Here is a 16,123-nt window from a genome sequence, read left to right as displayed (position 1 = left end):
CAACCAAATTTCTTACTAGCGGATCCGTTAGCAGGAAAATAGGCAACTTATCGTCGTTGAGCAAGATGATTTTTCGAGGAGCATCAAGATTGAATGAATTTTGCGAGTCGCTTTCCGAAAATGAGGTTGATCTTTGGGCATACAGGAGTTACTGTATATCCATACAGTAACTACAGAGCTGGAATGAATATGCACACTTCAGGCTATGCAAATCGCGCTACCTCTCTCTCTTCTGCTGCAGGCAATGTCTCGCAGAATTCCATCGAGCGTGTTTCCACGGGGCTTATCAGTGAAGTGGTTTATCGTGAAGACCAGCCCTTGTTAACGCAACTTCTGTTACTGCCGTTATTACAACAGCTCGGTCAGCAATCGCGCTGGCAGCTTTGGCTCACGCCTCAGCAAAAGCTGAGCCGTGAGTGGGTTCAGTCCGCCGGCCTGCCGCTGACGAAAGTCATGCAAATTAATCAACTCTCGCCTTGCGATACCGTTGAGTCGATGATCCGCGCGTTACGCACAGGGAATTACAGCGTGGTGATTGGATGGTTACCGGAAGAATTGACTGAAGAAGAACATTTCCGTCTGACTGAAGCCGCTGAAGAGGGGAATGCGATCGGGTTCATTATGCGTCCAGTTCGATCGGATTCTTACCGCAGAGGACAACTTTCTGGGTTAAAAATTCACTCAAATTTGTATCATTGAGTGAAATTAAGATTTTTCCTGGAATTTTTTTTGACCGCAAGATGGGATTTAAGTTCCCGACCAGAAAATTGCGGCAAGGCTTGTCTGGTGCGGTTCTCCTTAATTTTATTGCACAAAATTCGTTCGAAAAATGTTAAATAATCGGTATACGGAACTTTTTTTTTCATATGCCTGACGGACTTCACACTTGTAAGTTTTCAGCTACGTTGTAGACTTTACATCGCCAGGGGTGCTCGGCCTAAGCCGAAGATATCGGTAGATTTATATTTGACCACGCCCCCCGGTGAAGGATTTAACCGTGATTCTCTCTTGAGACTTTCATGGCGAATTTTGGATGATAACGAGGCGCAAAAAATGAAAAAGACAGCTATCGCGATTGCAGTGGCACTGGCTGGCTTCGCTACCGTAGCGCAGGCCGCTCCGAAAGATAATACCTGGTATGCAGGTGGTAAACTGGGCTGGTCTCAGTTCCACGACACTGGCTGGTACAACAGCAGCCTGAACAATGATGGCCCAACTCACGAGAGCCAGCTTGGTGCAGGTGCGTTCGGTGGCTATCAGGTTAACCCGTATGTTGGTTTTGAAATGGGTTACGACTGGTTAGGTCGTATGCCATACAAAGGCGACACCATCAACGGCGCTTTCAAAGCACAGGGCGTTCAACTGACCGCTAAACTGGGCTACCCAATCACTGACGATCTGGACGTGTACACCCGTCTGGGCGGCATGGTATGGCGTGCTGACTCCAGCAACAACATTTCTGGCGACAACCATGACACCGGTGTTTCCCCAGTATTCGCTGGTGGCGTTGAGTGGGCTATGACCCGTGACATCGCTACCCGTCTGGAATACCAGTGGGTTAACAACATCGGCGACGGCAACACCGTTGGTGTTCGTCCAGACAACGGCATGCTGAGCGTAGGTGTTTCCTACCGTTTCGGCCAGCAGGAAGAAGCAGCACCAGTTGTTGCTCCAGCGCCGGCTCCAGCTCCAGAAGTACAGACCAAGCACTTCACTCTGAAGTCTGACGTTCTGTTCAACTTCAACAAAGCGACTCTGAAACCAGAAGGTCAGCAGGCACTGGATCAGCTGTACACCCAGCTGAGCAACCTGGATCCTAAAGACGGTTCTGTAGTGGTTCTGGGCTTCACCGACCGTATCGGTTCTGACGCTTACAACCAGAAACTGTCTGAGAAACGTGCTCAGTCTGTTGTTGATTACCTGATCTCTAAAGGTATCCCAGCTAACAAGATCTCCCCACGTGGTATGGGCGAATCTAACCCAGTTACTGGCAACACCTGTGACAACGTGAAAGCTCGCGCTGCACTGATCGACTGCCTGGCTCCAGATCGTCGCGTAGAGATCGAAGTTAAAGGCATCAAAGACGTTGTAACTCAGCCAGCGGCATAAGTTATCGTCTTATAAAAAAACCCCGCCATGCGGGGTTTTTTATTGTCTGAAGAAAAGTAAAAAATCTACTTTTTACCCAACAGAGCCTGAAGGTCGTTCTTCAGCGTCGACATCTGGTTAGCGTACTTCTCTTTATGTTCTGCATCCTCAATCAGCTGCACGATGGTTTCCGACAGCGTTTTACCCCGTCGTTGTGCCAGCCCGGCCAGGCGCTGCCAGACAACGAACTCAAGGTCGATTGATTTTTTGCGAGTGTGCTGATGCTCAGCATTAAAATGCCGTTTGCGTCGCGCGCGGATAGTTTGCTTCATCCGGTTTAACAACGCAGGATTGATATGTTTCTCAATCCACCCGTTAACCTGTACCGGTTCATTTTCGAGGGTCAGCAAAATATCCACGGCTTCTTGCGCAGCGCTGGCTTCGATGTAGCAGGTGATCAGCTCCCCTTCACGGTGCTTTTTGACCAGGTATTTCCATTTCCAGCCGCTTTCGAGATTTTCCAGTTGTTGATATTTCATTGCGATCTCAGTGTTACCACGTAACTCTGTTCAGAATATCAGTTTTTTAGCAATCTGCTGAAAAGAAATCATATCCTGTGAGTGAATGCAGGCATTCGCCCTGTCGAAATCCCCAATCCTGCTTGGGTACAGCCCCCCGCTTACGGTATACTCCACGCTTTTACATCTGACTAAAAAACATCAACTTTGACCATTACGAAACTTGCATGGCGTGACCTTGTTCCGGATACCGAAAGTTACCAGGAACTGTTTGCACAGCCCGAACTCGCAAAAGAACACGAATTCATCCTTAGCGATACGCAGCCTCGTTTGCATTACGCGCTGGAGCAGGTGTTAAGCCCATGGGCAACAGCACCCTTCATGCTGCTCAAAGCCCCGGAAGAAGCGGAATACCTGACGCTGCTCGGAGATGCTGTGCGTCAGCTGAAGCCGGAAGCGAACGCCGTTTTTGGCGGGCAGTATCGTATTGCGGGACATGATGTCACTTTCGAACCTGCGGCGCAGGCCGATGGCGCTTTTGCCGCTAAGGGCGAGGTGGTTACCGCTAACTGGGTCGAGGCGGAACAACTCTTTGGTTGTCTGCGCCAGTTTAACGGCGAACTTTCGCTGCAGCCGGGGCTGGTACATCGCGCAAATGGCGGTGTTCTCATCATCTCACTGCGTACCCTGCTCTCGCAGCCGCTGCTGTGGATGCGTCTGAAAACCATCGTGCATCAGCAGCGTTTCGACTGGATCGGCTACGATGAGTCTCGTCCCCTGCCTGTCTCGGTTCCGTCTATGCCGCTGTCGTTAACCGTCGTGCTGACAGGCGACCGTGAGTCGCTGGCGGACTTCCAGGAAATGGAGCCTGAACTGGCTGAGCAGGCGGTATATAGCGAATACGAAGATAATATCCAGATTGCCGATGCCGACGATATGGCGCAGTGGTGCCAGTGGGTGATGGCCGTTGCAGAACGTTTTGCGCTGCCAACGCCTGCGGCTGACGCGTGGCCAGGCCTGATCCGCGAAGCGGTGCGCTATACCGGTGACCAGGAAACGCTGCCACTCTGCCCGCTCTGGATCGGCAAACAGCTGCGTGAAGTGGGTGTAATTAGCGGTAACGGTGCGTTCACCGGAGAGCAGCTCACCCAGATGCTGGCTCAGCGAGAGTGGCGAGAAGGCTATCTTGCTGACCGTATGCAGGATGAAATTCTGCTGGAACAAATTCTGGTGGAAACCGAAGGCGAACGCGTCGGGCAGATCAACGCCCTGTCGGTGATTGAATTTCCTGGCCATCCGCGCGCATTCGGGGAACCGTCCCGTATCAGCTGCGTTGTGCATATTGGCGATGGCGAATTTACCGACATCGAACGCAAAGCCGAGCTGGGTGGAAACATTCACGCCAAAGGCATGATGATCATGCAGGCGTTTTTGATGTCTGAGCTGCAGCTTGAGCAACAGATCCCCTTCTCGGCCTCGCTGACGTTTGAGCAGTCCTACAGCGAAGTGGATGGCGATAGCGCCTCTATGGCTGAACTGTGCGCCTTAATCAGCGCCCTGGCGGAAGTGCCCATCAATCAGAACATCGCGATCACCGGCTCGGTGGACCAATTCGGTCGTGCCCAGCCTGTCGGCGGCCTCAACGAAAAAATTGAAGGCTTCTTCTCTATCTGCCAGCAGCGCGGTTTAAACGGCAAGCAGGGTGTAATTATTCCTGCTCCTAACGCACGCCATTTAAGCCTTAGCCAGGAGATTCTGGATGCGGTTGAACAAGAGCAGTTCGCCATCTGGGCCATCGAAGGGATTGAGGATGCACTACCCTTACTGACAAACCTGGTATGGGATGGCGAAGGGCAAACCACCCTGATGCAGACTATCCAGGAGCGCATTGCTCAGGCAACACAGCAGGATGCTCGTCACCGTTATCCATGGCCGTTACGCTGGCTGGGCTGGTTTAGTTCGAACTGATCGGACTTGTTCAGCGTACACGTGTTAGCTATCCTGCGTCCTTCACTAAAATAAGGCTTACTGAGAACATGGTAGATAAACGCGAATCCTATACAAAAGAAGATCTTCTTGCCTCTGGTCGCGGCGAACTGTTTGGCGCAAAAGGCCCACAGTTGCCGGCCCCGAACATGCTGATGATGGACCGTGTCGTGAAAATGACCGAAACCGGCGGCAACTTCGATAAGGGTTACGTAGAAGCAGAACTCGATATCAACCCGGACCTGTGGTTCTTCGGTTGCCACTTTATTGGCGATCCAGTAATGCCTGGTTGTCTGGGCCTGGATGCTATGTGGCAGCTGGTTGGCTTCTATCTGGGCTGGCTGGGTGGCGAAGGTAAAGGCCGCGCACTGGGCGTGGGCGAAGTGAAATTCACTGGTCAGGTTCTGCCTACAGCGAAGAAAGTGACCTATCGTATTCACTTCAAGCGCATCGTAAACCGCCGCCTGATTATGGGCCTGGCAGATGGTGAAGTACTGGTCGATGGTCGTCTGATCTATAGCGCAAGCGACCTGAAGGTTGGCCTGTTCCAGGACACTTCTGCGTTCTGATCGTGCTTTTCGCCCCCCTGAAAGGCGAAACCTCCGCAATGCGGAGGTTTCTTTTTTGAAAGAGACGTTATCAGGCTATGAGTGCCCTGTCGCCGATGGCTTCTCGCCAGCCTCCAAGCCATTGTGACCTTTGATTTATCGTCTGATAAGGACACATTTCTTTAGAACGTCCAGCGATGCCGGCCTGATAACCACGTTGATGAGCCCGTTCCAGGCGATCTCGTTTCTGTCTCTTCATGCCTCGTTTCCCTCATTCTTTTGTCTGGTGGAAAGAAAACAGTGTCTGCGCTATCTGCACAGGCACAGATAACGAATACCCCGAATTAGTCGCATCGTCAATGTTCAAAATTCATACGGGTGTCATATCTGTGAGCTATATGGAAGTTCATTTGTACAAAAATTGTGACGTGGCACAAGTAACAACCTGAGTTGAAAACGAAAAAAAACCGCAATCAGCGACAGGCCAACTGCGGTTTTAATGATGAATTTTACTTATGGCAGCCGGGAAATCTCCCTCGCGATACTGGCCGACTCCTGCGCCCAACCCTGAGCCAGGACTTTCACCATTTCGTCATAGCCATCCTTCTGCTGCTTCAGCTCCAGATGGAAAGGACGCTTAATCAGCTGCCCCTGATGGTTCAGCAACCACTCCCCGCTGATCACCACCGCACCGTCATAGCGGCCGTGGAAGCCCGTTACGGTGACGTTCAGCGTATCCTGATCGTTACCCAGCGGCTGCGACGCGACTACCCAGCCCGGAAGCTGGCTGCCCAGGTTAGCCACCAGCGTGTTGCGCAGCTGCTGATCCAGCGGGCTGGCCCACAGGTTGTTGGTCGCAATCACGTATTTAACGTCGCTGGTCTGATAGACCACGCCGTTCCCTGCCAGATAATCCGGCACGGCGACCTGCTCAACCCACAGCTGGCGGTTTCCCTGACTCGCCGTGCTTTGCCCACCGCTGTGGGTTGCCACAGGCAGCTGATAATAACTTTTATTATCTCCCCCTGAACTGCACGCCGTTAACAGCAGAGCGCCAACCATCAATAGCCATTTTTTCATTCTTTTGCCCTCTTCGGCTCAGGATCCTTTTTATCTTTCGCTTCGAATACCAGCGCATTGCTCTTCTCGTTGAGCGTTTTCAGCACCGGCTGCAGTTCACGCAGGACCTGATCAAGACGCTGCATATCTGCCACCATCTTGTTATAGGCCGCAGAGCCCGGCTGGAAGCCCTGCATACTGCGGTTCAGCTCACGCAGCGTTTTCTGCATGTCCTGCGGCAGCTGCTGCATGCTCTGGCTCGCCGTGATCTTGTTGATGTTATCCAGCGTGGTTTGCAGACGGCGCATCGTTGCCTGGCTTTCGCTCAGCGAGTTTGTCGCCGCTTCAATCATCGGATTCAGTGGCAGATTGTTGATCTTATCCAGCGTCTCCATCAGACGCTGCTGGATCTGCGCCAGACCGCTGCTCACCGTTGGGATGATCTTGTAGCCGCCGAATTCACGGATACCGGTAATCGGCGGTGCTTTCGGGTAGAAGTCCATATCCACATACAGCGCGCCGGTTACCAGGTTGCCGGTTTTCAGCGACCCGCGTAGACCGCGTTCCATCAGTTGGGTGATGTGGGTAGCGATATCCTGGTTTTCACCAATCTGGTTAAGCAGACGCTCTGGTTCAATGCGGATCAGCACCGGAATGCGATAGTCATCATCCAGCATCTGGCTCAGACCCGGGACGAAGAACGGCACTTGTCCAACCGTACCGAGGCGAATACCGCGGAACTCAACGGGCGCCCCCGGCTGCAGGCCGCGAACGGAGTCTTTGAAGAACATCAGGAAGTCAACGTGATCGGTATAGAGCGCGTCCTGAATGCTTTTTTGATCGTCAAAGAGGCGGAAAGCGGTGTTCTCTGCAACCGGCTGCCCCAAATCCAGGCCTTCCGGCACGTCAAAACTCACGCCGCCGCCAAACAGCGTAGTCAGCGAACCCATTTCAACGCGCATGCCTGCCGAGGTCAGATCCACCGCGATCCCGCTGTCTTTCCAGAAACGGACGTTGCTGGTGACCAGACGATCGTTTGGCGCATTGATGAAGAGCTGATAGCTAATTGCGCGTTTCTGCGGATCGAACGTGCTTTTCTCAACCGACCCGACGCGGTAGCCGCGAAACAGTACCGGGTCGCCCGCCGTGAGCTGACCTGCTTTTTTGCTGTCGAGGATCACGCGGATGCCCTTGGCATCAGGCGGCGCAAGCGGCGGTGAATCCAGAAGCTGGTATTTGGCAGGCTGGTTACCCTTAGCGCCGGGCTGCAGCTCTATGTAGGCGCCCGAAAGCAGCGTTCCTAAGCCGCTGATCCCTTCACGCCCCACCTGCGGTTTAACGACCCAGAAAACGGAATCGCCGTGCAGCAGTTTCTCCATGCCGGCATTAAGGCGCGCCTTAATCTCCACATGGGTTAAATCGTCGGTCAGGGTTGCGCTTTCGACCACGCCCACATCCACGCTACGGCTTTTGATGGTCGTTTTACCGCCCTCAATCCCCTCGGCATTGGTGGTTATCAGCGTGACTTCCGGTCCCTGATGGCTGTAATGATAAAACAGGATCCATGCACCGATCAGCGCGGTCACGATGGGAAAAATCCACACCGGTGACCAGTTTTTGACCTTCTGCACTTTCGCCTCTCCACTCTTATTTTCCATGCTCTTACTCTTCCTCATGGCTTGATTCAGGCTCACGATCCCACGATAAACGAGGGTCGAAGGTCATGGCCGCAAACATGGTCATGATCACGACCAGTGCAAACATTAAAGCCCCCATCGCGGGATAAATACTCATCAAACCGCCCATCCGCACCAGCGCAGAGAGAACGGCGATGACAAACACGTCTATCATTGACCAGCGTCCGACAAACTCGACCACCTCATAAATCAGGTGCATGCGTTCGCTGTCGCGTTTTCCATGGCCTTTCGCATCCCAACAGAGCCAAGCGATGGCGATCATTTTTAAGGTTGGCACCATAATACTGGCGATAAAGATGACGCCAGCGACCGGATAGGAACCCTCGCCCCAAAGCAGTATCACCCCGGCCAGGATCGTTGAGGGCATTTTGTCACCGAGCAAATCGGTGATCATAATTGGCAGAATATTGGCAGGCAGATACAGCATGATGGACGTGACCAGCAGCGCCATCGTCCACTGAAGACTATTTTTACGCCGCACATGCCCTTTCGTTTCGCAGCGCGGACAAACGTCGAGATCGGCGGGCAGCACGGCGGTGCAGCACGGGCAAGAACGTAACCCCTGACGAATTCCGGGCACGCCGACCTTCACCGTCTGTGCAAGCGTCGGTGCCGGGGCGATATCGTCCCACGCCCAGCGCCTGTCAACGCACTGGAATGCACGCAGCTGGAGGACACAGTACAGACACCACGGAATAAAGCTGCTGCCGATCCCCACGTCGCCGTATGCCATGAGCTTCACGAAACTGACCAGAATGCCCGCCAGAAAGATCTCGGCCATGCCCCAGCTTTTGAGCTGAAAAAGGATACGCGCAAGCCGGATTTTCAGTGATGCGGGCATCCTGACGCGGTTGACCAACAAAAGGATTACGACCAGGCAAAAAGCCGGGACTATCTGGACAAACAGGAGAAAAAAGGTGCCGAGGCTGGCGTAATCTTCTGAGAACATCACGCCCGGGATCTCAAGCAAATCCACCTGGCTGGTTATCCCACCCACCTTCATATAGATGAAGGGGAAGAGATTGGAGAGCAGCAGCATAAAAAGTGCTGCAAGAGCGTAAGCAGTGGGACGCTGCCGCGGCGCGTCCCACTCGGTTGTCAACGTCGCTCCGCAACGTGGACACAGGGCTTTATGTCCGTGACCAAGCTCTGGCAACGCCACGAGCATATCGCATTGCGAGCATAAAATATGCCTGTCGGCATGGTGCTGGTCACACATATGTTATCCCTGTTTATGCGCCGTTTTTCAGAGACTCAAGGTACTCCCAGCGCTCAAATGCTTCTTCCAGAGCTTTTTCAGCCGCGGACATTTCTGACAGTACTTTCTGAGTATAGTCATGCGATTGGGTAAAGAATGACGCATCAGCAACCTGTTTTTGCAGATCCTCAAGCGCGGCCTCCAGCTCTTCAAGACGCTGCGGCAGTCCCTCCAGTTCGCGCTGCAGGTTATAGCTTAGTTTAGCCGAGGTTTTCTTGACAGTTTCTGCTTTTGTTACAGTAGCTTCAGGACCAATTTTGGACTTTGACTGCTTCGTCGCCAGCGACTGTGCCTGCTGCCCTTTTGCATCGTGATAACCGCCTACGTATTGACCAATTCGCCCTTCACCTTCGAAGATCCAGCACTCGGTCACGGTGTTGTCAACGAACTGACGATCGTGGCTAACCAGCAACACGGTACCCTGATAGCCGTCGATCAGCTCTTCGAGTAATTCCAGCGTTTCGACATCCAGGTCGTTCGTTGGTTCATCGAGAATCAGCAGGTTACTTGGCTTCAGGAACAGGCGCGCCAGCAGAAGACGGTTGCGCTCACCGCCGGACAGCGCGCGCACCGGCGTCATGGCGCGCTTCGGATGGAACAGGAAGTCCTGCAGGTAGCCCAGCACGTGGCGCGGCTTGCCGTTTACCATCACCTCTTGCTTACCTTCAGCGAGGTTATCCATCACCGTACGGTCCGGATCCAGCTCCGCGCGGTGCTGGTCGAAGTAGGCGACCTCCAGCTTGGTCCCGCAGTGAATGCGGCCGCTGTCAGCCTGCAGCTGGCCAAGCATCAGCTTCAGCAGCGTGGTTTTACCGCAGCCGTTCGGGCCAATCAGGGCGATTTTGTCGCCGCGCTGGACCTGTGCGGAGAAGTCTTTCACCAGTACTTTACCGTCAACCTGGTAGTTGACGTTTTCCATTTCGAAGACAATCTTGCCGGAGCGGGACGCCTCTTCCACCTGCATTTTGGCGCTGCCCATCACTTCGCGACGTTCGCTGCGCTCGCGACGCATCGCCTTCAGGGCGCGCACGCGGCCTTCGTTACGGGTACGGCGGGCTTTGATGCCCTGGCGGATCCAGACCTCTTCCTGCGCCAGCTTACGGTCGAACTCGGCATTCTGCAGCTCTTCCACGCGCAGGTTTTCTTCTTTCTCCAGCAGATAGGTGTCGTAATCGCCGGGATAGGTGACCAGCTTGCCGCGGTCGAGATCGACAATACGCGTCGCCATATTGCGGATAAACGAACGGTCGTGTGAGATGAAAATAATGGTGCCGCTGAAGGTTTTCAGGAAGCCTTCCAGCCAGTCGATCGCTTCGATATCCAGGTGGTTAGTCGGTTCGTCCAGCAGCAGCACCTTCGGCCCGCTAACCAGCGCGCGGCCCAGGGCCGCCTTACGCAGCCAGCCGCCGGAGAGCGCCGACAGCTCCATATCGGGTTCCAGACCGAGCTGGGCCAGCACTTCATTAATACGGTTTTCAAGCTGCCACAGACCGTGGTGATCGAGCATCTCCTGCACTTTTGCAAGTTCGTTGAGGTTTTTGTCGCTCGGATCGGTCATCACCAGATGTGAAATCTCGTGATATCGCTTCAGGTATTCGGCCTGCTCAGAGATCCCTTCCGCAACGAAATCGTAAACGCTGCCGGTCACGTGACGCGGCGGGTCCTGCTGGAGGCGGGAGACGATCAGATCCTGTTCATAAACAATGCGTCCGTCATCCAGGCCCTGTTCACGGTTAAGGATTTTCATCAGCGTGGATTTACCCGCGCCGTTACGGCCCACCAGACAGACGCGCTCGTTATCTTCGATGTGCAGCTCTGCATTATCGAGAAGCGGTGAGTCGCTGAAAGAGAGCCACGCGCCGTGCATACTAATTAAAGACATTTATTTTTCCTTTCAGACCGCGGTAATCAACCAGCAGTTATGGATTTGACGGTTACGGGCAAAGTCCTGAGACAGCGTTTTTTGGCTGATTTCTTGTGCTTTCAGTCCCAGGGCTGCTAAGCCGTCATGATCCATACGGAAGCCGCGTTTGTTGTTCGAGAACATAATGGTGCCGCCTTTGCGCAGCAGGCGCTTCAGGTCGGTCATCAGGCGCAGGTGATCGCGTTGAACGTCAAAGCTATCTTCCATACGCTTGGAGTTGGAGAAGGTCGGAGGATCGATAAAGATCAGGTCGAACTGCTCGTCGGTATCGCGCAGCCAGCCCAGCACGTCGGCCTGCATCAGGCGATGCTGACGTCCGGTTAAGCCGTTAAGGCGCAGGTTGCGCTCCGCCCACTCCAGATAGGTACGGGACATATCTACCGTGGTAGTGCTGCGCGCGCCGCCCAGACCGGCATGCACGCTGGCGCTGCCGGTGTAGGAGAAGAGATTCAGGAAGTCCTTGCCTTTACTCATCTGGCCCAGCATGCGGCGGGCGATACGGTGATCGAGGAACAGACCGGTATCCAGATAGTCGGTCAGGTTGACCCACAGGCGCGCATTGTATTCGCCCACTTCGATAAAGTCGCCCTTCTCGCCCATCTTCTGGTACTGATTTTTGCCTTTCTGACGTTCACGCGTTTTCAGCACCAGCTTGTTTGGCGCAATACCCAGCACGGCGATGGTGGCGGCAATGACGTCCAGCATGCGCTGACGCGCTTTTTGCGCATCAATGGTTTTCGGCGGCGCATATTCCTGAATCACCACCCAGTCCGCGTAGCGGTCAACCGCCACGTTGTACTCCGGCAGGTCGGCATCATACAGGCGGTAGCATTCAATGCCCTCCTGCTTCGCCCACTTCTCAAATTTCTTCAGGTTCTTGCGCAGACGGTTAGCGTAATCTTCCGCCACGCCGGACGGCTTGCTGTCGGCCGCCTTCTCCGCCAGATGGTAGTTTTTCTGCACGCAGTCCAGCGGGCCGTTTTTCGCCTTAAACTGGCGATCGGCACGCAGCTGCAGGCAGCTCAGCAGTTCCGGCGAGGCGCTGAACAGAGACAGGTTCCAGCCGCCAAAGTGGTCCTTCATGTTGCGGCCCAGCAGGCTGTGCAGGGCAATCAGCGCCGGTTCGCTGTCGAGACGTTCGCCGTATGGCGGGTTGCTGATCACGGTACCGTACGGGCCTTTTGGCAGCGGGTTGGTCAGGTTTGCCACGTCTTTTACTTCGAAGGTGACCAGCTCGCCGATACCGGCACGGCGGGCGTTGCTGCGCGCGCGCTCAATGACGCGAGGGTCGCTATCGGAGCCGTAGAAATGAGAGGTATATTCCGCCAGCCCCTTACGTGCGCGGGTCTGCGCGTCGTCTTTGACCTCTTTCCAGAGCGCTTCATCGTGCTGCGCCCAGCCTTTGAAGCCCCACTGGCCGCGGTGCAGTCCCGGCGCGCGGTCGGTGGCCAGCATGGCCGCTTCAATCAGCAACGTACCGGAACCACACATCGGATCGAGCAGCGGCGTGCCCGGCAGCCAGCCGGAGCGCATCACAATGGCGGCCGCCAGGGTCTCTTTGATGGGTGCCATGCCGGTACGATCGCGGTAGCCGCGCAGGTGCAGGCCCGCGCCGCTCAGATCGAGAGAGATGCTTGCCGTGTCGCCGTTCAGCCAGACGTTAATACGCAGATCGGGGTTTTCACGATCGACGTTCGGACGTTCCTTATTTTTACGGGTGAAGCAGTCCACAATGGCGTCTTTTACGCGCAGGGCACCGTACTGGCTGTTGCGGATCTCGTCGTTCACGCCGTTGAAATGCACCGCAAAGGTAGCATTCGGGGTGAAGATCTCTGTCCAGTCGATCATCTGTACGCCGGTATAGAGGTCAAGATCGCTATAAACCTTGCACTCCTTCATCGGCAGCATGATGCGCGACGCCAGGCGGCTCCACATCAGGCTCTGGTAAATAAGCCGCGTGTCGCCCTCAAAATGGACACCACCCTGAACCACCTGGCACTCTTGCGCGCCCAGGCTTTCCAGTTCAGTTTTTAACAGCTCTTCCAGCCCACGGGCCGTACTGGCAAACAGAGAATTCATATCGTCACTTTTACTCTTAGAAAATTGTCGCGCATTATAGCTAATATGACGTGTATGTCATAAAGTTGAAGGCTTATTTTCATTCGAGGGAGTGTGCAGTGGCGACGTTATCCAGGCTTTTTATTCATCCGGTGAAATCCATGCGCGGCATCGGCGTCTCTCACGCGCTTGCCGACATGAGCGGATTTGCCTTCGATCGTATTTTTATGGTCACCGAGCCTGACGGAACGTTCATTACCGCACGCCACTTCCCTCAGATGGTTCGCTTTACCCCTTCCCCGCTTCATGACGGTTTGCACCTTACCGCGCCGGACGGTTCCAGCGCGATAATTCGCTTTGCTGATTTTGCGCCTGTCGATGCGCCGACGGAAGTGTGGGGCAATTATTTTACCGCGCGCATCGCCCCGGATGAGATCAACCGCTGGCTGAGCGGCTTCTTCTCCCGCGACGTGCAGCTGCGCTGGGTTGGGCCTGAACTGACGCGTCGCGTGAAGCGCCACGACGCCGTTCCTCTCTCCTTCGCCGATGGCTTCCCGTTCCTGCTGACTAACGAAGCTTCACTGCGTGATTTGCAAGGCCGCTGTAAAGCCAGCGTTCAGATGGAACAGTTCCGTCCAAACCTGGTAGTGACGGGCGCCGACGCCTGGGATGAAGACACCTGGAAAGTGATCCGCATTGGCAGCGTCATTTTTGACGTGGTGAAGCCGTGCAGCCGCTGCATTTTCACGACGGTTAGCCCGGAGAAAGGCCAGAAGCACCCTTCCGGCGAACCGTTGAAGACATTGCAGTCATTCCGCACCGCGCAGGACAACGGCGATGTGGATTTCGGCCAGAACCTCATCCCGCGCTCCAGCGGCGCTATCCGCGTCGGTGATGAGGTAGAGATTCTTGCCAGAGGGCCTGCAAGGGTGTACGGCTCAGGGCAGGAAGAAGAAATGGTCGACGTTGTGACGAATGTCGCCTCCGCGATAGATATTCACTGGCAGGGCAACGTCATCCGTGGCAACAACCAGCAGGTATTACTGGAGCAACTGGAGCAGGCTGGTATTCGTGTACCGTATTCCTGTCGCGCAGGCATTTGCGGATGCTGCCGCATCAGGCTGGTGGATGGCGAAGTGAGTGCGTTGAAAAAATCAGCAATTGGAAATGACGGCACAATTCTGTGCTGTAGCTGCGTCCCGAAAACGTCCGTACAGCTGGAAGCTTAAACCGCCTGCTCGAGGCTGAAGGCATCCACGCGAAGCTGGGGCTTCAGCCTGTCGTTCATGACCTTAATAGCATCCCCAAGCTGCATCGTCCGCCCGGCAATCGTTACGCCGGGCTGCGCCAGCAGACAGAGTGCAGCATTTTCGCCAGGCTCAACCACCAGCAGGCTCACCTCTTCTGCGGTATCGCTCAGATTTACGCTCGCCGCATCGCCCGTTGCCGGGGTCCAGTTCATGCCGTGGGGCAGAAAATGCCAGCTCTTTGGCATTTGCGGTTTCAGGAAACGGATAGCCACCAGCGCATTTAATACCAGCTCGGCGCGCTGCTCTTTAGAGAGCACCAGATCGCGGCATTTTTCCTCAAAGGAGAAATAAAGCGCTGCATCGTCAACGCAAAAGCCCGACGGGGAAAACGCATCCGGGGTTAACATTCGGCGGGCAAAACGAGAACGAAACAACATGCCATTGGCTAAGTCGAGCATCATTCGGTCATGCTCGTCGCAAAAATACCAGCGCCAGTTATCGTCAGGTTTAATTCGCATGTGTCTCTCCCGTCCCCAAACGTCCTGTACTAAAAATGTCCTGTTTGCCGCCTCGTTTATAACACCATTAATAAAAGACTATAATGACTAAATAAGCAACAGTGACGGAATATAAAACAACCAGGGCTGGAAATAAAGCCCTGGTTGTCTGATTAAGAGAAAAGATTAGATATGAGTAACGATTTCTTTAATCAGCGGCGGTCCTTTAAAAATAAAGCCGGAATAGATCTGCACCAGCGACGCACCCGCCGCCATTTTCTCGCGCGCAGCAATCACGGAGTCAATGCCGCCGACGCCAATAATCGGCAGACGACCTTTTAATTCCGCAGACAGGGCGCGAATAATTTCGGTGCTTTTTAATTGTACCGGACGGCCACTTAACCCACCCGCTTCGTCACAGTTTTTCATTCCCTGCACGAGGGAACGATCGAGGGTGGTATTGGTTGCAATCACACCATCAATATTATGGCGAACCAAACTGTCGGCAACCTGGATCAATTCTTCGGGAGAAAGATCCGGGGCGATCTTAACCGCGACCGGAACATATTTATGGTGGATCGACTGAAGCTCATTTTGTTTATTTTTAATGGCACTCAGAAGATCGTCCAGCGCTTCGCCATATTGTAAAGAGCGCAGCCCCGGGGTATTGGGTGAAGAAATATTCACCGCAATATAACCGGCATAGGCGTAGACTTTTTCCATACAAATCAGATAGTCATCTTTACCCTGCTCTACCGGCGTGTCTTTATTTTTGCCGATATTGATGCCTAATATCCCGTCAAAATGGGCTTTTTTTACATTCTCAACCAGGTGATCAACACCGAGATTATTAAAGCCCATGCGGTTGATCAGCCCTTCGGCTTCCACCAGTCGGAACAGGCGCGGCTTGTCATTTCCCGGCTGCGGGCGCGGGGTGACGGTACCGATTTCAATGGAGCCAAAGCCCATCGCGCCCAGGGCATCAATGCACTCGCCATTTTTGTCCAGACCGGCCGCCAGACCCAGCGGATTTTTAAAGGTCAGCCCCATGCACTGCACAGGTTTTACCGGCACATTCTGACGTACCAGAGCGGCCAGCGGCGTTCCGGTAATACGACGTAATTGCTGGAATGTAAATTCATGAGCGCGCTCAGGGTCGAGCTGGAAAAGGGCTTTACGAACGAAGGGGTAGTACATGAACTCTCCTGGATTCCCGGTGTGCAAACCGGGAGGGGATTAT

The 16,123-nt window shown here is 54.2% G+C and carries 14 protein-coding genes; 5 read left to right on the top strand and 9 right to left on the bottom strand.

Translation table 11 applies throughout. The annotated features are described in order from the left end of the window. The first annotated feature begins 189 nt into the window (after positions 1-189). Together sulA and ompA are read left to right on the top strand one after the other, a co-directional pair. Positions 190-699 (top strand): SOS-induced cell division inhibitor SulA, encoded by a 510-nt coding sequence (gene sulA, locus KGP22_RS07545; protein ID WP_111964573.1) that lies wholly within the window; start codon positions 190-192, stop codon positions 697-699. Between the two features lie 354 nt (positions 700-1,053). Further along, positions 1,054-2,109 (top strand): porin OmpA, encoded by a 1,056-nt coding sequence (ompA, locus tag KGP22_RS07540; RefSeq protein ID WP_023311028.1) that lies wholly within the window; start codon positions 1,054-1,056, stop codon positions 2,107-2,109. A 65-nt stretch (positions 2,110-2,174) separates the two neighbouring features. Here ompA and matP read toward each other — a convergent pair whose 3' ends face one another. Beyond that, entirely contained in the window at positions 2,175-2,627 is a 453-nt protein-coding gene (matP, locus tag KGP22_RS07535; RefSeq protein ID WP_008499929.1) for a macrodomain Ter protein MatP, read from the bottom strand. 186 nt (positions 2,628-2,813) lie between these two features. Here matP and KGP22_RS07530 point away from each other — a divergent pair, with 186 nt between their 5' ends. Beyond that, positions 2,814-4,574: a Lon protease family protein gene (locus KGP22_RS07530; RefSeq protein WP_111964543.1), complete on the top strand. Its 1,761-nt coding sequence runs from the start codon at positions 2,814-2,816 to the stop codon at positions 4,572-4,574. Between the two features lie 68 nt (positions 4,575-4,642). Then, positions 4,643-5,161: a 3-hydroxyacyl-[acyl-carrier-protein] dehydratase FabA gene (fabA, locus tag KGP22_RS07525; RefSeq protein ID WP_008499931.1), complete on the top strand. Its 519-nt coding sequence runs from the start codon at positions 4,643-4,645 to the stop codon at positions 5,159-5,161. Positions 5,162-5,231: 70 nt separating this feature from the next. Here the strand turns inward: fabA and rmf are convergent, their stop codons facing one another. The 6 genes from rmf to rlmKL form a co-directional block, all read right to left on the bottom strand. Continuing rightward, positions 5,232-5,399, bottom strand: a complete 168-nt coding sequence (rmf, locus tag KGP22_RS07520) for a ribosome modulation factor (protein ID WP_013097261.1) — start codon at positions 5,397-5,399, stop codon at positions 5,232-5,234. 254 nt (positions 5,400-5,653) lie between these two features. Then, positions 5,654-6,220 (bottom strand): membrane integrity-associated transporter subunit PqiC, encoded by a 567-nt coding sequence (pqiC, locus tag KGP22_RS07515; RefSeq protein ID WP_008499932.1) that lies wholly within the window; start codon positions 6,218-6,220, stop codon positions 5,654-5,656. Next, positions 6,217-7,857, bottom strand: a complete 1,641-nt coding sequence (gene pqiB / locus KGP22_RS07510; protein WP_111964544.1) for an intermembrane transport protein PqiB — start codon at positions 7,855-7,857, stop codon at positions 6,217-6,219. The genes pqiC and pqiB overlap by 4 nt, the downstream gene beginning before the upstream one ends. Positions 7,858-7,861: 4 nt before the next feature. Continuing rightward, positions 7,862-9,115 (bottom strand): membrane integrity-associated transporter subunit PqiA, encoded by a 1,254-nt coding sequence (gene pqiA / locus KGP22_RS07505; RefSeq protein ID WP_023335152.1) that lies wholly within the window; start codon positions 9,113-9,115, stop codon positions 7,862-7,864. Positions 9,116-9,128: 13 nt separating this feature from the next. Next, positions 9,129-11,036: an ABC transporter ATP-binding protein gene (locus tag KGP22_RS07500; RefSeq protein WP_223581788.1), complete on the bottom strand. Its 1,908-nt coding sequence runs from the start codon at positions 11,034-11,036 to the stop codon at positions 9,129-9,131. Between the two features lie 12 nt (positions 11,037-11,048). After that, entirely contained in the window at positions 11,049-13,157 is a 2,109-nt protein-coding gene (rlmKL, locus tag KGP22_RS07495; protein ID WP_223581787.1) for a bifunctional 23S rRNA (guanine(2069)-N(7))-methyltransferase RlmK/23S rRNA (guanine(2445)-N(2))-methyltransferase RlmL, read from the bottom strand. A gap of 98 nt (positions 13,158-13,255) precedes the next feature. Here rlmKL and KGP22_RS07490 point away from each other — a divergent pair, with 98 nt between their 5' ends. Beyond that, complete coding sequence (locus KGP22_RS07490; protein WP_111964547.1) at positions 13,256-14,365, top strand: YcbX family protein; 1,110 nt, start codon at positions 13,256-13,258, stop codon at positions 14,363-14,365. On the opposite strand, the gene zapC is transcribed toward KGP22_RS07490, so the two are convergent. Further along, positions 14,362-14,904 (bottom strand): cell division protein ZapC, encoded by a 543-nt coding sequence (zapC, locus tag KGP22_RS07485; protein ID WP_032651189.1) that lies wholly within the window; start codon positions 14,902-14,904, stop codon positions 14,362-14,364. The two genes, KGP22_RS07490 and zapC, sit on opposite strands and share 4 nt — an antisense overlap. 165 nt (positions 14,905-15,069) lie before the next feature. Further along, the gene (gene pyrD / locus KGP22_RS07480) at positions 15,070-16,080 is read right to left on the bottom strand and encodes a quinone-dependent dihydroorotate dehydrogenase (protein ID WP_111964548.1); all 1,011 of its coding nucleotides are present in this window, start codon (positions 16,078-16,080) and stop codon (positions 15,070-15,072) included. Positions 16,081-16,123 lie beyond the last annotated feature (43 nt).

The organism is Enterobacter sp. JBIWA005 (assembly GCF_019968805.1).
In the GTDB taxonomy this organism is placed as follows: Bacteria; Pseudomonadota; Gammaproteobacteria; order Enterobacterales; family Enterobacteriaceae; genus Enterobacter; species Enterobacter vonholyi.
The sequence above is the reverse complement of the archived record's forward strand: the minus strand, read 5'-3'. Positions and strand labels throughout refer to the sequence as shown.

Bases quoted from the DNA above. Each gene is read 5' to 3' on its own strand.
- pqiB (WP_111964544.1), bottom strand. From the start codon at position 7,857: ATGGAAAATAAGAGTGGAGAGGCGAAAGTGCAGAAGGTCAAAAACTGG.
- KGP22_RS07500 (WP_223581788.1), bottom strand. From the start codon at position 11,036: ATGTCTTTAATTAGTATGCACGGCGCGTGGCTCTCTTTCAGCGACTCA.
- sulA (WP_111964573.1), top strand. From the start codon at position 190: ATGCACACTTCAGGCTATGCAAATCGCGCTACCTCTCTCTCTTCTGCT.
- pyrD (WP_111964548.1), bottom strand. From the start codon at position 16,080: ATGTACTACCCCTTCGTTCGTAAAGCCCTTTTCCAGCTCGACCCTGAG.
- pqiC (WP_008499932.1), bottom strand. From the start codon at position 6,220: ATGAAAAAATGGCTATTGATGGTTGGCGCTCTGCTGTTAACGGCGTGC.
- rlmKL (WP_223581787.1), bottom strand. From the start codon at position 13,157: ATGAATTCTCTGTTTGCCAGTACGGCCCGTGGGCTGGAAGAGCTGTTA.
- matP (WP_008499929.1), bottom strand. From the start codon at position 2,627: ATGAAATATCAACAACTGGAAAATCTCGAAAGCGGCTGGAAATGGAAA.
- zapC (WP_032651189.1), bottom strand. From the start codon at position 14,904: ATGCGAATTAAACCTGACGATAACTGGCGCTGGTATTTTTGCGACGAG.
- ompA (WP_023311028.1), top strand. From the start codon at position 1,054: ATGAAAAAGACAGCTATCGCGATTGCAGTGGCACTGGCTGGCTTCGCT.
- rmf (WP_013097261.1), bottom strand. From the start codon at position 5,399: ATGAAGAGACAGAAACGAGATCGCCTGGAACGGGCTCATCAACGTGGT.
- pqiA (WP_023335152.1), bottom strand. From the start codon at position 9,115: ATGTGTGACCAGCACCATGCCGACAGGCATATTTTATGCTCGCAATGC.
- fabA (WP_008499931.1), top strand. From the start codon at position 4,643: ATGGTAGATAAACGCGAATCCTATACAAAAGAAGATCTTCTTGCCTCT.